The sequence below is a fragment of the Lysobacter sp. TAB13 genome, from assembly GCF_052113885.1.
GTDB classification, from domain to species: domain Bacteria; phylum Pseudomonadota; class Gammaproteobacteria; order Xanthomonadales; family Xanthomonadaceae; genus Lysobacter; species Lysobacter gummosus.
This window is the reverse complement of sequence record NZ_JBFRDR010000007.1, coordinates 226,685-245,083: the sequence shown is the minus strand read 5'-3', so window position 1 is coordinate 245,083 and position 18,399 is coordinate 226,685. Positions and strand designations below refer to the sequence as shown.

Below are 18,399 nucleotides of genomic sequence, written 5' to 3'. Positions count from 1 at the left end.
GCGACCTGCACCATCGTCAACGACGACCAGGCGGCGACGCTGACCCTGGTCAAGACGGTGACCAACGACAACGGCGGCACCGCGACGATCAACGAYTTCCCGTTGACGGCAACGGGTCCGACGACGATCACCGGCGTCAGCGGCAGCACGCCGGTGACCGCCGCGGCGGTCGGTGCGGGCACCTACACCCTGAGCGAAACCAACGTGGCCGGCTACACCGCCGGCGCGTGGACCTGCACCGCGGGTGCCTTGACCGGCGACAGCCTGGTCCTGACCGGCGGGCAGAACGCGACCTGCACCATCGCCAACGACGACCAGGCGGCGACGCTGACCCTGGTCAAGACAGTGACCAACGACAACGGCGGCACCGCGACGATCAACGAGTTCCCGTTGACGGCGACCGGTCCGACGACGATCACCGGTGTCAGCGGCAGCACGCCGGTGACGAACGCTGCGGTCGGTGCCGGCACCTATGTGCTGAGTGAAATCAATGTGGCCGGCTACACGGCCGGCGCGTGGACCTGCACCGCGGGCGACTTGACCGGCGACAGCCTGGTCCTGACCGGCGGGCAGAACGCGACCTGCACCATCGTCAACGACGACCAGGCGGCGACGCTGACCCTGGTCAAGACGGTGGCCAACGACAACGGCGGCACGGCAACGATCAACGACTTCCCGTTGACGGCGACCGGCCCGACCACGATCACCGGCGTCAGCGGCACCACGACGGTGACGAACGCGGCAGTCGGTGCGGGCACCTATACGCTGAGCGAAACCAATGTGGCCGGCTACACGGCCGGCACCTGGACCTGTACTGGCGGCACGCTGACCGGCGACAGCTTGGTGCTGGCCGGTGGTCAGAACGCGACCTGCACCATCGTCAATGACGACCAAGCGGCGACGCTGACCCTGGTCAAGACGGTGACCAACGACAACGGCGGCACCGCGACGATCAACGACTTCCCGTTGACGGCGACGGGTCCGACGACGATCACCGGTGTTAGCGGCACCGCGACGGTGACGAACGCTGCGGTCGGTGCCGGCACCTACACCCTGAGCGAAACCAACCTGGCCGGTTACACCGCCGGCGCGTGGACCTGCACCGCGGGTGCCTTGACCGGCGACAGCCTGGTCCTGACCGGCGGGCAGAACGCGACCTGCACCATCGTCAACGACGACCAAGCGGCGACGCTGACCCTGGTCAAGACGGTGACCAACGACAACGGCGGTACGGCAACGATCAACGATTTCCCGTTGACGGCGACGGGTCCGACCACGATCACCGGCGTCAGCGGCACTGCGACGGTGACAAATGCCGCCGTCGGTGCGGGCACCTACACCCTGAGCGAAACCAACGTGGCCGGCTACACCGCCGGCGCGTGGACCTGCACCGCGGGCGCCTTGACCGGCGACAGCTTGGTCCTGACCAGCGGCCAGAACGCGACCTGCACGATCGTCAACGACGACCAGGCCGCGACGCTGACCCTGTCGAAGACGGTAACGAACGACAACGGCGGTACGGCGACGATCAACGAGTTCCCGTTGACCGCGACGGGTCCGACCACGATCACGGGCGTCAGCGGCACCACGCCGGTGACCAACGCCGCCGTCGCGGCCGGCACCTACGTGCTGAGCGAACCGAACGTGACCGGTTACACGGCCGGCGCGTGGAGCTGCACCGGCGGCACCCTGACCGGCGACAGCCTGGTCCTGGCCGGCGGCCAGAACGCGACCTGCACCATCGTCAACGACGACCAGGCCGCGACACTGACCCTGTCGAAGACAGTGACTAACGACAACGGTGGCACCGCGACGATCAACGAGTTCCCGTTGACCGCGACGGGTCCGACCACGATCACCGGCGTCAGCGGTACCACGCCGGTGACCAACGCCGCCGTCGCGGCCGGCACTTACGTGCTGAGCGAACCGAACGTGAACGGTTACACGGCCGGCGCGTGGAATTGCACCGCGGGCGCCTTGACCGGCGACAGCCTGGTGCTGACCGGCGGGCAGAACGCGACGTGCACCATCGTCAACGACGACCAAGCGGCGACGCTGACCCTGGTCAAGACGGTGACCAACGACAACGGCGGYACSGCRACGATCAAYGATTTCCCGTTGACGGCGACCGGCCCGACCACGATCACCGGCGTCAGCGGCAGCACGMCGGTGACCGSCGCGKCGGTCGGTGCGGGCACCTACACCCTGAGCGAAACCAATGTGGCCGGCTACACCGCCGGCGCGTGGAGCTGCACCGCCGGGACTTTGGCCGGCGACAGCCTGGTCCTGACCGGCGGGCAGAACGCAACCTGCACCATCGTCAACGACGACCAGGCGGCGACGCTGACGTCCGTGAAGACGCAGACCACCAACGACGACGAGGACGGCAGCGGTTCGATCACCGTGAACGACACGCTGCACTACACGATCCGAGTGACCAACACCGGTTCGGCGACGCTGAGCGACGTGGTCGTGCGCGACGACAAGATCACGCCGAACACTGTCACCTGCCCGACGCTGGCTCCGCGCGAAACCTGCGATCTGGCGGGTACCTATAAGGTCCAGCAGAGCGACGTGAACGCCGGATCGATCGTCAACCGGGCAACGGTGACGGCCAAGCCGCCGGTGGGCCTGCCGCCGGTGTGTCCGCCGGGTTCGCCCGATCCGAAGTGCAACCCGACTGTCACCGTTCCGGTGCCTCAGACCCCCGACCTGACCTCGGTCAAGTCGGTGACCGGCAATGCCGACGAAGACGGCGACGGCAAGGTGAGCGTGGGCGATACGCTGACCTATACGGTGACGGTCACCAACACCGGCAACATCGATCTGGCCAACGTGGTGGTGAGCGACGTCAAACTGACGCCGAACACGATCACCTGCGCGACGCTGACGCCGAAGGCGACCTGCGTGCTGATCGGTACCTACAAGGTCCAGCAGGTCGACGGCAACGCCGGCAAGGTGGTCAATACGGCCAAGGTGCAGACCGACACGCCGAACGTGTGTCCGCCGGGCTCTCCCGATCCGAAGTGCAACCCGACCGTCACCGTTCCGGTGCCCCAGACCCCGGCCTTTACTTCGGCCAAGTCGGTGACCGCCAACGCCGACGAAGACGGCAACGGCAAGGTGAGCGTGGGCGACACGCTGACCTACACGGTGACGGTGACCAACACCGGCGACATCGATCTGGCCAACGTGGTGGTGAGCGACGTCAAGCTGACGCCGAACACGATCACCTGCGCGACGCTGACGCCGAAGGCGACCTGCGTGCTGACCGGCACCTACAAGGTCCAGCAAGCCGACGCGGATGCCGGCGGCGTGCTCAACGTGGCTACGGTGAAGACCGATACACCGGGCGTGTGCCCGCCGGGTTCGCCCGATCCGAAGTGCAACCCGAGCGTCAACACGCCGATCGAGGCGCATCCCGCCGTGGCCATCGTCAAGGTCGCGACGTTGACCGTGGACCAGGGCACCAAGGGCGTGGGCAACGTCGGCGACGTGATCACCTACACCGTGCGCATCACCAACACCGGCAACCTCACCTTGAACGACATCGGCACCAGCGACGTGCTGGAGACCTACCCGGCGACCACGCTGAACTGCGGCACGACCACGCTGGCTCCGGGTACGAGCACGGACTGCAATCCGTACACGCACACCATCACCCGCGATGAGGCCAATGCCGGCGGCACCCTGGACAACGTCGTCACGGTCACCGCGCGCTACGGCAGCGGCTCGACCGGCGGCACCGCGACGGCCCAGGGCCAGGCGTTGATGCCGGTCGAACCGGAGGAAACCGCCGACTTGTTCGTGAGCAAGCAGGTCAATCCCCGCGATGCGAGGATCGGCGACCTGGTCCGCTACACGGTGACGATCAAGAACATCGGCATCACCGACGCCATCGACGCGACCCTGACCGATACGCCGCCGGCCGGTTTCACCCTGGTCGAAGGCAGCCTGCAGGTCGCCGATCGCGACGGTGCCGGCCGCCAGGTGGGCAGCTATCCGATCAAGGTCGATCAGATCGACATCAAGGCCGGCGACAGCGCGAGCGTGGTGTATCTGCTGCGCGTCGGCGCCGGCGTGCGTCCGGGCACTCACGTCAATCACGCCTACGCCGAGGACGGCGGCAAGCGTTCCAACGAAGCCACGGCCGAAGTGCGGCTGGTCGCCGATCCGCTGCTCGACGAGTCTCTGCTGGTCGGCACCGTGTTCGACGACCGCGATGAGGACGGCTGGCAGGATCCGGCCGACCTGACCCAGGTCCGCGTGCAGGGCGGTTTCGCGGCGGACGCGTATGTCGCCAACTCGACCACGGTCGATCGCGGCGACGGCGCCAAGCCCGAGCCCGATGCCAGCTCGCCGATGCTGCACGGCATCGCCCTGGGCAAGATCGCCGGCCGTCAGTCCGAGGCCGACCCGGTCGCCAAGCACAGCGTGGTGATCAGCCAGTTGCTGCGCGAGGCCAAGTTCAGCGACGACTTCGTGCTGACCACGGCTCAGGGCGTCACGCTGCGCATGGACGCCGCCGGCAACACCCGCGTCGAGCGCGGCGGCGACGCCGCCAAGGGTCTGACCGGCGCCGATCCGAAGGTCGAGCGTCGCATCGCTCAGACCCAGGGCGGCTACCGCGTGGACTATGTCGTGAGCAATCACGGCATCGACGAACACGGTATCCCCGGCGTGCGTGTGGCTTCGGTCGAGGGCCTGTTGATCGAGACCGACCAGTTCGGCCGCTATCACCTGGAAGGCGTGTCGGGCGGGGCGTGGGAACGCGGTCGCAACTTCATCCTCAAGGTCGATCCGGCCACGCTGCCGCCGGGCGCCAAGCTCACCACCGACAACCCGTTGGTGCGCCGCTTGACCCCGGGCGTGCCGGTGCGTTTCGACTTCGGCGTCAAGATGCCGCCGGGCCAGACCACCCAGACCGAACAGGTCGAAATGCGCATCGGCGAAGTGCTGTTCACCCCGGACAGCGCCGAAGTCACCCCGGCCTACCGGCCCGCGGTCGAGAACATGGCGGCCAAGGTGAAGGAGTACGGCGGCGGCGAGATCGTCATCACCGCCAACGGCGAAAGCGAAGCGCTGGCGATGGATCGCGCGCTCGCGGTGCGCAAGTCCCTGGAAGGCATGCTCGATCCGCAACTGCTCAAGAGCGTGCAGGTCAGCGTGCGCACCGACGTTACCGATCCCACCTCGATGGTGGTCGGCTTCGCCGAGTGGCCGTTGCTGGGCACGGTGTTGTTCGACACCGACAAGGCGACGATCAAGCCGAAGTTCGAACCGCTGATCGTCAAGATTGCCGCGGCGATGGAGCAGCTGCGCGGTACCCGCGTGATCATCACCGGCCACACCGATCTGCGTGCGTCCGATGCCTACAACGTCAACCTCGGCCTGCGCCGTGCGAAGGCCGTGTTCGACGCGATCGTCGCCCACGCCAGTCCGGACCTGCGCCAGCACTTGCGCGTGGACATCAGCAACGACCCGGCAGCCCCTGCCGATAAGCCGGGCAAGTGAGGGGGCCTGCCATGAAGATGAAACTGCTCGATTACACCTTGATCTGCATCCTGACCGGTGTCGTTCGCGTCGCCGGCGCGCAGACTCCGCCGCCGACGGAACCGACCTCCCCTCCGTCGAAGGCGACGGAGTCCGCGCCCGGCGACGGCGGCAATACGGTGAACTGCGACGACGGCGGTTGCGACAGCGACCAGGGCGTGTTGTTCGAACTGCGCACGCGCGGCGAGCGCAAGCCGATCACCCACGGCACCAGCGAGAAATCGTCCTCCGAGGTGTTGCAGCCCGACCGTCGCGTGACGGTCGAGGCCGAAGACGTCAACTCGGCGTGGCAGAACAAGCCGCTGCCGGGCAAGGCGGTGGTGGTCGGCAAGTGGTCGCTGCAACTGCCCGGCGGCGGCGCGATCTGGGCGACCGAGGACCCCAACCTCGGCCGTCCGGAGATGACCGTCTCGGCGCCGACGATGGTCGCTTTCGACGGCGCGAAGATCAGCAAGCCGGTGCGCTTCTACGCGTACAACAACTACGCGGCGTTCATCAAGCGCGCCGAAGTGCTGATCTACCGCGCCACCGACGCCGATCTGGTCGAGCCGGTCGCCAGGATCGACCTGCCGCTGGCCGGCGTCAGCGACGTGCAGTGGGACGGCGCGATGTCGGGCGACCGCAACCTGCGCGCCGGCGATGAGCTGATCTACATCGTCCGCGCCTATGGCGAAGGCGACAGCTTCGACGAAACCTTCCCGCGCCGCCTGCAACTGGTGCGGCCGGAGGAGGCCGAGCGCGGCGCGCAGGTGCTGCGCGATGCCACCCAGAAGCAGCTGGGCGCGTCGCTGAGCGTGGAGGAGGCCGAGCAGAACAACCAGATCGACAGCATCTTCGGCCGCGACAACCTGCGCCAGCAGAACATCCCGATCTACGGCTCGCGCATCCGCATCCAGGGACGCAACATCCCCGATCGCGCCTCGATAAAGATCAACGGCCGTTCGCATCCGGTCGACATCGAGCGCAAGTTGGTCGCCGAGTACCTGGTGCCGGTCGGCCAGCACCGCTTCGATATCGAAGTCGGCGGCGTCCAGGGCAGCCCGCCGCTGCATCGCCAACTCGATGTCGATGTCACCGGCCGTTACATGTTCGCGGTGGCGCTGGCCGATGTCACCGCGTCCAAGACCCGCGCCACCGGCTCCATCGAGCCGGTGAGCGACAACGACCGTTTCGACGACGGTTTCCTGATCGACGGCCGTCTGGCCTTCTATCTGAAGGGGAAAGTGCAGGGCAAGTACCTGATCACCGCCCAGGCCGACACCCAGGAACGCGAAGTCGGACAACTGTTCAACGGCTTCTGGAAAGCCGACCCGCAGGACGTGTTCCGCCGCCTGGACCCGGACTTGTACTACCCGGTCTATGGCGACGACTCGACGACCTACCGCGACGTCGACACCATGGGCCGGCTGTACCTGCGCATGGACTGGGACAAGAACCAGGCGCTGTGGGGCAACTTCAACACCGGCTTCACCGGCACCGAGTACGCGCAATACAACCGTTCGCTGTACGGCGGCGCGCTCGACTGGCGCAGCCGGCGCACCACCGCGCTCGGCGACGCCGGCACGCAGTTGCGCCTGTTCGGTTCGCAGGCGCAGACCGCGCCCGGCCATACCGAGCTGATCGGCACCGGCGGACGTTTGTACTACCTCAAGCACGGCGACATCCTGCCGGGCTCGGAGAAGCTCACCGTCGAAGTCCGCGACCCGACCACCGGCCGGGTCCAGAACCGCGTCGACCTCATGCGCGGCGCCGATTACGAAATCGACGAGCTGCAAGGGCGCATCCTGCTCGACAAGCCCCTCTCGCAGGTCTCGCGCGAGGGCCTGCGCACCTTGACCCACGACACGCCGCTGGACGGCTATCTGCAAGTCCTGCTGGTCGATTACGAATACGTGCCCGACGGCCTGGACGTGGACAACGTCTCGGCCGGTTTCCGCGGCAAACACTGGTTCGGCGATCACCTCGCGATCGGCGGCACCTACGTCGATGAAAACCGCGAAGGCGAGGACTACACGCTCAAGGGCGCCGACCTCACCTTGCAGGCCGGGCGCGGCACCTATCTCAAGCTGGAAGGCAGCCGCAGCCAGGCCACCAGCGCGCCGATCTTCTTCTCCGACAACGGCGGCCTGAGTTTCCGCGAGCTCAATTCAGGCCTGAAATCGCGCGAGGGCGAAGCGCGTTCGGCCGAAGCGCGGGCCAACTTCAAGGAACTGGGCTGGACCGAAAACGAGTGGACCGTCGCCGCGTGGCGCCGGCAGGTGGACGCGGGCTATTCGATCTCGCGTTACGACACCGGCCAGGCCGTCGAGGAACGCGGCTTCGAATTCTTCGGCGAACTCACCCCGGCAGTGCGTTTGTTCGGCCGCCACAGCGTCGCCGAGCGCGGCAAGGAATCGTTCACCCAATCGCAGCTGACCGGCGAATGGCGCTTGAACGACGACATCACGCTCAGCGGCGAAGTGCGCACGGTGCAGGAAGATCGCCTCAGCGGCGACGCCACCGGCACCCTGGCCGCGCTCGAATATCGCCAGCGCATCGGCAGCCAGCTGGAATTGTTCGGCACCGCCCAGGTCACCGTCGATGACGATCACGGCAAGTACGCCGACAACGACGCCTTCAGCCTCGGCGCCAAGTACTTGTTCGGCGATCGCTCCAGCGTCGGCGCCGAAGTCACCAGCGGCGACCGCGGCGACGCGGCCAAGGTCGATGCCGAGTACCGCATCGCGCCCGATCACACGCTGTACGGCAGCTACACCTATGCGGCCAACACCAGCGAGCAGGACCCGCTGTTCAACGACCGCCTGAATTCCGGCTGGACCCTGGGCCAGCGCTGGCGCCTGTCGGATCAGGTCAACCTGTTCAACGAAAGCCAGTTCCTCAAGGCGCCGAACGAATCCGGCCTGGCCCACACCTACGGCATGGATTTCTATCCGGGCGAAGGCTGGAACCTGGGCTTCACCTTGCAGGAGGCGACGCTCGACCGCGCCGCCGAACTCGGGCAGGTCAATCGCCACGCGGTCAGCGTCAACGGCGGCCGCAACTCGGTCGATACGCAGTGGTCGAGCAAGCTGGAATGGCGGCGCGATAGCGGCGCGGAGCGGCGCGAGCAGTGGACCAGCTCCAACCGTTTCTTGCATAAGCTCAACGACAGCTTCCGCATCGCCGGCCGCCTGAATTATTCGCAGACCCGCGACCGCATCGACGCCCAGGCCGGGGCCAAGTTCGTCGAAGGCAACGTCGGTTTCTCCTGGCGTCCCTACAACGACACGCGCTGGGCGCTGCTGGGCAAGTACACCTTCCTGTACGACCTGTCGGCGCTGGAGCAGGTCGGGCCGAACATCGCCAGCTACGATCAGCGTACCCAGGTGCTGTCGTTCGAGGGCATCTACCACCCGAACCATCATTGGGAATTCGCCGGCAAGCTCGCGCGGCGCGAGGGCGAAGTGCGTTACGGCCGGTTGCAGGGGCAGTGGGCCGATTCGGCGACCACCTTCGCCGCTGCGCAGGCGCGCTACGAGTTCGCCCAGGTCTGGCACGGCCTGGCCGAGTACCGCTGGCTGGGCGTGAAGAAGGGCGGCGACAAGCAGGGCCTGCTGCTCGGTATCGATCGCGACATCGGCAAGAACTTCCGCGTCGGCGTCGGTTACAACTTCACCGAATTCAGCGACGACCTCACCAATTTCGATTACGACCATCGCGGCTGGTTCCTCAACATGGTCGGGAGTTACTGATGAATGCGGCCGCGTCCGAATCGCCGTTTCGCGTTGCCGTCGTGGGCGGCGCGGATGCGGCTGGCGCGTTCATTCGTGGCGGTTGCGTCGCAGCCGTGGACAAGACGGGCCGAACGGCCCGATCTGCGCGTGGCGCTGTCCGCCTTCCCGGGCGTACAGCGATTTAGTAGATGCGAAGTGCGAAATCTTCGCCAAGGAAGGAAGACAAAAGCGCACAAACCATGTTTCAGCCTTTGGCCGGATAGAAACAGCAACAAGGCCTTTTGATCAATTAAGTCAACACACGAGGTGTAAAATGAAAGAGACCCGGCGCCGAATGACTCTTAACCTGGCCGGTAGTGAAATGCAGTTTCTCGAAGAGCTGTGCGTGCGCAAAGGCGTCAGCAAGACCGCAGCGATCCGTCAGGCGTTGCGTCTGTATCAAGTGGTGGAAGACCGGGCCGACAAGGGCAAGAAAATGTTCTTCGTCGATAACAGCACCAAGGAACGCTCGGAACTGATGCTGCTCTGACCTCAAACTCCGGTCCGTCGCATTCCGGAAGATGCGACGGGGTGGTAGCGATGTCGCCGTGGTCTGCTTGCAGCGGTCCGGCCGGTTGAGTGAGGTGTGCGTCGAACGCCGTTGCCAAGCGCGGCGTGTGCAATGAATTTATTGGTGATCGCCGTGTTGAGGTGTTCGCCTTCGCGGGTGTCGCGCGGTACCTGCCTGGAAGACCGATGTGTCCGCGATGCGGGCCGGGTTAAGTCGCTTAGAGTCTCTGCAAAGTCCCTGCTTCGGTTATGGAGCATCTGCGCTTTTGCTCGTCATTCCTGCGAAGACGGGATCCGCTTTACTTCGGCGGTAGCCGAACATCCAGCGACTTCAGAGCCATCCTTCCAGGTCGTCATTCCCGCGAACGCGGGAATCTAGAGACTTCAGCGCCATCCTTCCAGGTCGTCATTCCCGCGAACGCGGGAATCCAGAGCCTTCAGCGCCATCTCTCCAGAACGTCATTCCCGCGAAGGCGGGAATCCAGAGACTTCAGCGCCATCCTTCCAGGTCGTCATTCCCGCGAACGCGGGAATCCAGTGACTTCAAGCGTTCTCGCACGAAAGGCCCTGGATTCCCGCGTTCGCGGGAATGACGAGCAAAAAAGCGAAGCAGCGCCCGCGTGATTGCCATCGCCCGCATCAACCCTGCATACCAACGCAATGACCCAAGTCAGCGAAAGAACGCCTGCAAAGCCGCCCCCGCTTCATGCAGACCCGGCGACGCATCCCCAGGCGGCAACAACAGCCCGAAGCTGCAGCCAGGCAATTTCGGCAGCCGGTTCGAACGCGCGACCGCCAGCCCCGGCCCGATCGCCGAGGCGTTGAGGCAGCCCAGGCCCAGCCCCGCGCGCAAGGCCGCCTGCACGCCGGCGACCCCGCTGCCGGTGTGGGCGATGCGATAACTCACGCGCTGATGCTGCAATCGCCGTACCGCGGTTTGATGCAGGCTGCAGGTGGGCGGCAGCAGCACCAGCGGCAGGTCGGGCTCGCCGCGCAGGTCCAATCCCGGCGCCGCCACCCAGGACAGGGGCTCCTTGCGCAACACCGTCACGCGCGTCGGCGCGCGGCCGCGCTGGGCGCTGTCGACTTCCATCGTCAGCGTCAGATCATACAAACCGTCGGCGTGGCCGTGCGCCAGCGCCGCGCTCTGGCCCATGCTGACCTGCAGCCGCAGTTGCGGGCAGTGCCGGCTCAGGTGCGCGAGCAGGCCGGCGATCTCGTCCGGACGGAAGTAGTCGCTGATCGCCAGGCGCACATCGGTGCGCCGCAGCTCGTTGCGCACGTCATGCAGCGCCAGTTCGCCCAGCGCGAGCATCTGCCGGGCGTGACCGATCAGGCGCTCGCCGGCCGGCGTCAGCGCGACGCCGTTGCGCGAGCGCAGCAGCAACGGCGCCCCGGCCGACGACTCCAGCTTCTGGATCTGTTCGCTGACCGCCGACTGCGAGCGGAACACGCGCCCGGCGCCGCCGGAGATGCTGCCGGCCTCGGCGACGGCGACGAAGGCCTTGAGTTGTTCCAGATCCAGGCTGCGCATGCGGGCTCCGGCTATCGGTTTGGCCGATGGATAGGTTCTGATCTTCCCGCTATTCCGATAGCCAAGGCAAGTCTAATCTGAGCCTGCATCCCGGGGCCGAGTCATGCCGGCCCGCCCAGAGTCCGCCGACATGCCGCATCTGAACCTGCAACTTTCCGGAACTCCCGACGCCGACCTCAGCCGCCGCGCCGCCGCCTTGATCGCCGATATCACCGTCGATGTGCTGGGCAAGCCGCGCGAGCTGATCGCGACCGCCGTGCACTACGTGGACCGCGCCCACTGGTTCATCGACGGGCGCTCGCTGGAGGATTGGGGCCGCAACGCCTTCCACCTCGACATCAGCATCACCGACGAGACCAATACCAAGGGCGAGAAGGCGCGCTACCTCGAACAAGTCCACGCCCAACTGTCGGCCCTGATCGGCAACGTGCACGAGACCTCGTACATCTACGTCATCGATGCGCGAGCGGCCGCGTATGGCTACGGCGGACTGACCCAGGAGCGTCGTTATCAGCTGGCGCAGAGCGCCAAGACGTAAATCCGCGGGCATCGCGTCCAAGTCGTTGCGCTCGCGAATTGCGGGCGCGACGAATGCGATATGCGCGGCGCGCCGGCTTCAGCCGCGCATGCGTTGGCCGGCGCCGGAATCAAAGCGATTGCGTGCGCGCAGCGCGGTGCGGGATTCGCCAGCCACACGCGACCGACGGTCACGCACTCGCGATCCTCGCTCCAACACACGATCCGCCCAGCCGGCGCTCACCCCGCACCGGTAAGCTCCGCCTGCCCCCGCAACCAATCGCGCAACGCCGCCACCTCATCGCTCAACTCGCCTTCGCGATATACGAACCAGTGCGGATACCCCTCCAGCACCGGCCCGAACGGCTGCACCAAAGTGCCGGCGGCGAGGTCGTCGGCGACCAGCGCCAGACTCAACAACGCCACGCCGTGGCCGGCGATCGCCGACTGGATCGCATGGCTTTCGTCGGTGAAACGCAAGCCGGCCTCGACATCGATGCCATCCAGGCCTGCGCGCTTGCACCAGGCGCGCCAACTCGGCGTGTCCAGGGTCGGATGGCGCCATTCCGAATGCAGCAGCGCCTGCCCGCGCAAATCGCTCGGCCGCGTCAGCGCCAGCCGCGGGCTGCACACCGGGGCGAAGCGGTTTTCGATCAGGCGCTCGGCGATCAGGCCCGGATACGGCCCGCGCCCGTAGCGGATCGCCGCGTCGGCGACGCCGGCATGCAGATCGACCGGATCGTCGGAGGCGTGCAGGCGCAGATCCAGGTCGGGACAGGCCAGACGGAACGAAGCCACCCGCGGCACCAGCCACTTGGCCGTGAACGACAAGGTCGCCGACAGCGTGAGCGCACGGCGTTGCGAGCGCACCGCCAACTCGGCGATCGCCTCGGCGAAGGCGTCGAAGCCTTTGCGCAACACCGGGTAGAGCCGCTCGGCCGCCGCGGTCAGCGCCACCCGCCGGGTCTGGCGCTCGAACAGGCGCACGCCGATCTGTTCTTCCAGGGCGCGGATCTGATGGCTGATCGCGGTCGGCGTCACCGACAGCTCTTCGGCGGCGCGCTTGAAGCTCTGCAGGCGCGCGGCCGCCTCGAATGCGCGCAGGGCGCCCAGCGGGGGCAGTCGGCGTCCAGGCATGGATGAGTTCAACTCACTTATCGGCTGAGGAATCAGAGTTTGTGCCCCGATTGGACGGGTTTCAACATGGCGAGCATGCCCCGGCGTCCAGTTCAGCCGATCAGGGCTCATCCATAACCTGTCGAGACCTGCCATGACCCGCCTGCTCCATATCGATTCCAGCGCCCGCTCCGGCGGCTCCGACCGCCAGCCCCACGGCTCCCACAGCCGCCGCCTCAGCGCCCGCTTCGTGCAGCGCTGGCGCGAGCTCGATCCCGGCGCGCAAGTCGTCGTGCGCGATGTCGGCCTGCATCCGCCGACGCCGGTCACCGGCGGCTGGATCCATGCCGCTTTCACCCCCGAGGCCAAGCGCGAGGCCTGGATGCGCGACACCCTGGCCGAAAGCGACCGCCTGATCGACGAACTGCTCGCCGCGGACGTGATCGTCGCCGGCGTGCCGATGTACAACTTCGGCATGCCCGCGCAGTTCAAGGCCTGGATCGACAATGTCGTGCGGGTCGGACGCACCTTCGGGTTCGACCGCGCGCGCGAGGGCGAGCCGTACTGGCCGCTGCTCGCCGACGCCGGCAAGCGCCTGGTGCTGCTCAGCTCGCGCGGCGATTACGGCTACGGCGCGGGCGAGCGGCTGGAAGCGATGAATCACGTCGAGCCGGGAGTGCTGACGCCGATGCGTTACCTCGGCATCACCCAGTCGCATTCGGTCGCGATCGAGTACGACGAATTCGGCGGCGAGCGCCTGCAAGCTTCGATCGAACGCGCGGAAGCCGAGGTCGATGCGCTGGTCGGGCGGCTGGTGGGCGAGGGCGAGGTGCGCGCGGCGGCTTGAGCATTCGCGCCGGCGGCGAGGTTGGATGCCGCCGGCGATGCCCGCTATCGCCGCGACGGCCACGCACGCCGCATCGTTTCGTCCACGCCGCATGCGCACGTTCCCGCGAGGCCCCTTCCGCTTTGCCCGCCCGCGACCTAATGTGTGCGGCCTGAGCGCAGGTTTTTCGCCGCGCTTCCCGCTTCGTCGCAGGCCCGGATCGTGTTGAGGACCGTCACCGCCACCCGCTATGTCACGCCGCTGCGCGAAGGCGGATCGTTGCCGGCCGTGGTCGAGGCCGACGACGAAGGCCTGTACGTGATGAAGTTCCGCGGCGCCGGCCAGGGCCGCAAGGCGTTGATCGCGGAGATCATCGCCGGCGAACTGGCCCGGCATCTGCAACTGCCGGTGCCGGAGATCGTGCTGATCGAACTCGACGCCGACATGGCGCGGACCGAGCCCGATCCGGAAATCCAGCACCTGATCCGCGCCAGCGCCGGGCTCAATCTTGCGCTCGACTATCTGCCCGGGTCGGTCAATTACGATCCGCTGGTGGACCGGCCCGATGCGCAGCTGGCCTCGCGCATCGTCTGGTTCGATGCGCTGGTGACCAATGTCGATCGCACCGCGCGCAACACCAACATGCTGCTGTGGCATCGGCGGCTGACCCTGATCGATCACGGCGCCGCGCTGTATTTCCATCACGACTGGGCCAACGCCGCGCATGCCGCCGCGAGCCGCTTCGTGCCGGTCAAGGACCACGTGCTGTTGCCGCTGGCCAGCGAGATCGCGCAGGTCGATGCGCAGATGGCCGAACGGGTTACGCCGGAGCTGGTGGCGTCGATCGTGAGCTTGGTGCCCGATTCGTGGCTGACCGACGAGCCCGGTTTCAGCGACGCCGGCGAACACCGCCGCGCCTACGCCGACTATCTCAATCGCCGCGTCGCCTCGCCGCGCGCCTTCGTCGAGGAGGCGATCCATGCCCGCTCGCTCCAGCTATGACTATGCGGTGATCCGCGTGGTGCCGCGGGTCGAACGCGAAGAGTTCGTCAACGTCGGCGTGCTGGTGTCGTGCCCGCAGGCCAAGCTGCTGGTCGCCGGCATCGAACTCGATCCCGATCGCCTGCACGCGATCGATCCCAGTACCGACATCGAAGCGGTGCGGCTGCATCTGCAGGCCATCGAGCGCATCTGCCAGGGCGGCCGCGACTCCGGCCCGATCGGGCAATTGCCGGAGCGCGCGCGCTTCCACTGGCTCACCGCCAAGCGCAGCTCGATCATCCAGATGTCGCCGGTGCACACCGGCCGCTGCCTGCAGCCCGAGGGCATCGTCGAGCATCTGCTGGAGCGGATGGTGCGGGTGGACAAGCCGCGCAGCTAGCCGCTCGCGGCCTCGCGCACTTGGGCCGGTTCACTTCCGCCGCCGCCCTTAACCGATCGGCGGCGATCGCGCCGCGAGAACTTGTCGCCGCCCCGGCCCGCCCCTATGTTGCACACAGTCGCGGCGCGGGCCGTCGAGAGCGAGCGAGGCGAACGTGATGCGGCAGGATCCATCGAACCAGCAGGCGGACGCACAGCGCATCTTGAACGACGCCCAGGACCGCGCCGACCTCAAGCGCGCTGTGGCGTTGCTGGAAACGCCGTCGATCACCGCGCGCATGGCGGCGCTGGCCGGCGCGCCGATCGAGTTCGGCATGTCCAAGCTGCCCAACTTCGCCCACAGCCGCATCCAGAAGACCGTGCATTCGGCTCTGCACAAAGCCGCCTCGGCGGCGCTGTGGACGGTGAAGGACGTGCCCAGCAAAGGCTCTTCGACCAAGACCCACAAACTGGCCGCGGCGGTGTCCGGCGCGGCCGGCGGTCTGTTCGGTATCGCCGGATTGGCGGTCGAGTTGCCGGTGACCACGGTGATCATGATGCGCTCGGTGGCCGACATCGCCCGCAGCGAAGGTTTTTCGGTGTCCGATCCGTGGGTGCAGGCCGCGTGCGTGGAAGTGTTCGCCTTCGGCGGCAACAGCAAGGACGACGACGCCTCCGAGTCGGGCTACTACGCATCGCGCGGCGTGTTGTCGGAGCTGACCAAGAACGCGACGAAAGAATTGGTGCACATGGTCGGCCATCGCGGCGCCGAACAGGTCACCCATGCCTACGCCAAGAAACAGGCGGCGTCGTGGCTGGCCAAGCTGATCGACGCGGTGGCCACGCGTTTCGGCGTGATCATCACCGAGAAGACCGCCGCGCAGATCGTGCCGGTGCTGGGCGCGGCGACCGCGGCGACGATGAATGTGCTGTTCACCAATCACTATCAGGACATGGCGCGCGGCCATTTCATCGTCAAACGGCTAGAGCAGAAGTACGGCGCCGAACCGGTCGAGCGCGCGTATCGCGAGCTCAAGAGCGGCGTGCCTACGTTGGTTGACGGCGCCGCGGCGGCTTAGACCGAACTGCGCAGCGCCAGAGTCGCGCGCGTGCCGCGTTCGGTCGCATCGAAGCGCAGGCTCCAGCCCAGGTGTTCGCACAGGCGCGAGATCAGGTCCAGGCCGATGCCGCCGCCACCGCGTCCGCCGCGGGCGACGCGGGTGTAGAGCGCGCTGATCTCTTCCGGCGTCATGCCGTGGCCGGGGTCTTCGATCACCAAGGTCGCGTCGGCTTCGAGCCGGATCGTGATTTCGCCGCGATCGCTGTTCTCGATGGCGTTGCGCAGCAGGTTGCCGATCGCCGCCTGCACGATTTGCAGCGGCGCGACGATCTGGCAATGCGGCATCGGCGCCAGCGACAGGGTCAGGTCCTTGTCGCGGGTCAGGTGGCGGTGGTCTTCGACGATTTCCGGCAGCAGCTGATCCAGGGCGAAGCGGTCGCTGCTGCGGGTCAGTCGCTCGGGGTCCTTGGCCAGCACCAGCAGCAGCGAGATCAATTGCTCGACATCGCGGGCGGTGCGGCGGATGCGGTCGAGCTGGTGGCGCGTGCCCTGCGGCAGGTCGTTCGCGTCCAGGGCGATTTCGGTGGCGCCGGCGATCACCGCGATCGGCGTGCGCAGTTCATGGCTGGCGCTGTCGATGAAGGCGCGTTCGCGCTCGACGAAACGGTCGTTGCGCTCGACGTAGTCGTTGACCGCGTCGGCGATCACCACCAGTTCCGAACTGGCCGCTTCCGGCACTTCCACGCGCTGGCCGGCGCGGTCGGGCTGCAGGTTGCCGATGCGTTCGGCCATGTTGCTCAGCGGCCGCACCAGCCGGCGCACGCCCCAGCCGATCACCACGCACAGCAGCAACAAGGTGGTGATGGCCGAGCCGGCGATGGTCAGGGCGAGGTCGAACTCGCGGTGCTCCATGTCGTCGATGTCCAGCGCCAGGGTGAGCCGGCGGCCGTCCACCTCGCGCACCAGCACCACGTGCTCCAGGCCGTTGTAGCCGACTTCGTCGTGGATGCCCGGCGACAGTCCGCGCAGCTCCGGCGGCGGCGGCCGGGTGGCGTCGTCGTACAGGCTCAGCGCCTCGGTGTCGGTCCAGCGGTAATCCGCGTCGATGCGGCTGCGCTCGACGAAGTGGTCGAGCTCGGTGTCCATCAAGGATGTCCACACCAGATGCTCGGCGTGTTCGTTGACGATGAAGCCTTGCACCACCACCGCGATCGACAGCAGCGCGGTATAGCCGAACAAGCCCAGCAGGATGCGCTGGCGCAGGCTTGAGCGCGTCTTGCGCCCGGGCTTGGACTTGTCGGGCGGGGACTCAGTCGGCGTCGGCATCGTGTCCGTGTTCTGCGGCATCGGCCGGCACGGCCAGACGGTAGCCCACCCGCGGCAGCGTCTGGATCAGCTTGACCGGGTAGGGCCCGTCCACGGCGCGGCGCAGTTCGTAGATATGCGAGCGCAGCATGTCGCCGTCGGGCGGGCTGTCGCCCCACAGGGCATGTTCCAGACGCTCGCGCGTGACCGCGCCGGGGCTGGACTGCAGCAGCACTTCCAGCAGCTTGCGGCAGGCCGGGTACAGGTGCAGGGCGCGGCCGCCGCGGCTGACTTCCAAGGTGGTCAGGTCGAGCTTGAGATCGGCGACCTGCAGCACGCGGCTGCGGCCGCGGCCGGCGGCGCGGGCGGCCAGCGCTTCCAGGCGCACTTCCAGTTCGGGCAGGGCGAAGGGTTTGGTCAGGTAGTCGTCGGCGCCGGCGCGGAAGCCGGCGATCTTGTCCGGCAGCTCGTCGCGGGCGGTCAGCATCAGCACCGGCACGTCCGAGCCGGCCTCCTCGCGCAGGCTGCGCAGCACTTCGCGGCCGTCCAGGCGCGGCAGCATCCAGTCCAGCACGATCGCGTCGTAGCGCTGGGTCACCGCCAGGTGCAGGCCGGTGGGACCGTCGGGCGCGGCGTCGAGGGTGTAGCCGCGCGCTTCGAAGTAATCGAAGAGGTTGGCGACCAGATTGCGATTGTCTTCCACCACCAGCAGGCGCATGCGCCGGTTTCTCCCGCCGCAAGGCGCGGCATAGCGATATTGCCCCATCTGCGTGTCGCGCAGGGCGTCGGGTGGGCTCCCCAAGCCCAGACCGCGAGCCTGCCGGCCCCGCCGTCGGAACCTTGTCGGAATCTTGTTGGAATCGGGCGG

Annotated in this window: 12 protein-coding genes; 8 read left to right on the top strand and 4 right to left on the bottom strand. The window is 67.2% G+C overall.

What is annotated here, in order from left to right:
• The 3 genes from AB4Y92_RS11315 to AB4Y92_RS11305 form a co-directional block, all read left to right on the top strand.
• On the top strand, positions 1-5,514 hold a 5,514-nt coding region (locus AB4Y92_RS11315; RefSeq protein ID WP_441819733.1), incomplete at its 5' end, for a DUF7507 domain-containing protein.
• Between the two features lie 11 nt (positions 5,515-5,525).
• Positions 5,526-9,284: a hypothetical protein gene (locus AB4Y92_RS11310; protein WP_441819732.1), complete on the top strand. Its 3,759-nt coding sequence runs from the start codon at positions 5,526-5,528 to the stop codon at positions 9,282-9,284.
• Between the two features lie 316 nt (positions 9,285-9,600).
• Positions 9,601-9,795, top strand: coding sequence for a hypothetical protein (locus AB4Y92_RS11305; protein WP_197414784.1), 195 nt, complete (start codon positions 9,601-9,603; stop codon positions 9,793-9,795).
• Positions 9,796-10,485: 690 nt separating this feature from the next.
• Here the strand turns inward: AB4Y92_RS11305 and AB4Y92_RS11300 are convergent.
• Complete coding sequence (locus tag AB4Y92_RS11300) at positions 10,486-11,349, bottom strand: LysR family transcriptional regulator (protein ID WP_441819731.1); 864 nt, start codon at positions 11,347-11,349, stop codon at positions 10,486-10,488.
• Between the two features lie 130 nt (positions 11,350-11,479).
• On the opposite strand from AB4Y92_RS11300, the gene AB4Y92_RS11295 reads away from it, so the two are divergent.
• Positions 11,480-11,887, top strand: a complete 408-nt coding sequence (locus tag AB4Y92_RS11295) for a tautomerase family protein (protein WP_441819730.1) — start codon at positions 11,480-11,482, stop codon at positions 11,885-11,887.
• Positions 11,888-12,105: 218 nt separating this feature from the next.
• Here AB4Y92_RS11295 and gcvA read toward each other — a convergent pair whose 3' ends face one another.
• Positions 12,106-13,002, bottom strand: a complete 897-nt coding sequence (gene gcvA, locus AB4Y92_RS11290; RefSeq protein ID WP_441819729.1) for a transcriptional regulator GcvA — start codon at positions 13,000-13,002, stop codon at positions 12,106-12,108.
• Positions 13,003-13,135: 133 nt separating this feature from the next.
• Between gcvA and AB4Y92_RS11285 the strand changes: the two genes are divergently transcribed.
• The 4 genes from AB4Y92_RS11285 to AB4Y92_RS11270 all read left to right on the top strand — a co-directional run bounded on the left by AB4Y92_RS11285 (position 13,136) and on the right by AB4Y92_RS11270 (position 16,245).
• A complete protein-coding gene (locus AB4Y92_RS11285; protein ID WP_441819728.1) occupies positions 13,136-13,828 on the top strand; it encodes an FMN-dependent NADH-azoreductase in 693 nt (230 codons plus the stop codon).
• A 204-nt stretch (positions 13,829-14,032) separates the two neighbouring features.
• A complete protein-coding gene (locus AB4Y92_RS11280; RefSeq protein ID WP_441819739.1) occupies positions 14,033-14,809 on the top strand; it encodes a HipA family kinase in 777 nt (258 codons plus the stop codon).
• Positions 14,787-15,188, top strand: coding sequence for a DUF3037 domain-containing protein (locus AB4Y92_RS11275; RefSeq protein ID WP_441819727.1), 402 nt, complete (start codon positions 14,787-14,789; stop codon positions 15,186-15,188). The genes AB4Y92_RS11280 and AB4Y92_RS11275 overlap by 23 nt, the downstream gene beginning before the upstream one ends.
• Positions 15,189-15,345: 157 nt before the next feature.
• Positions 15,346-16,245, top strand: a complete 900-nt coding sequence (locus tag AB4Y92_RS11270) for an EcsC family protein (protein WP_441819726.1) — start codon at positions 15,346-15,348, stop codon at positions 16,243-16,245.
• Here AB4Y92_RS11270 and AB4Y92_RS11265 read toward each other — a convergent pair.
• Both AB4Y92_RS11265 and AB4Y92_RS11260 read right to left on the bottom strand, forming a co-directional pair.
• On the bottom strand, positions 16,242-17,552 hold the full coding sequence (locus tag AB4Y92_RS11265; protein WP_441819725.1) for a sensor histidine kinase: 1,311 nt from the start codon (positions 17,550-17,552) through the stop codon (positions 16,242-16,244). The genes AB4Y92_RS11270 and AB4Y92_RS11265 overlap by 4 nt on opposite strands.
• Positions 17,536-18,249, bottom strand: coding sequence for a response regulator transcription factor (locus tag AB4Y92_RS11260; protein WP_441819724.1), 714 nt, complete (start codon positions 18,247-18,249; stop codon positions 17,536-17,538). Before AB4Y92_RS11260 ends, AB4Y92_RS11265 begins: the two co-directional genes overlap by 17 nt.
• Positions 18,250-18,399 lie beyond the last annotated feature (150 nt).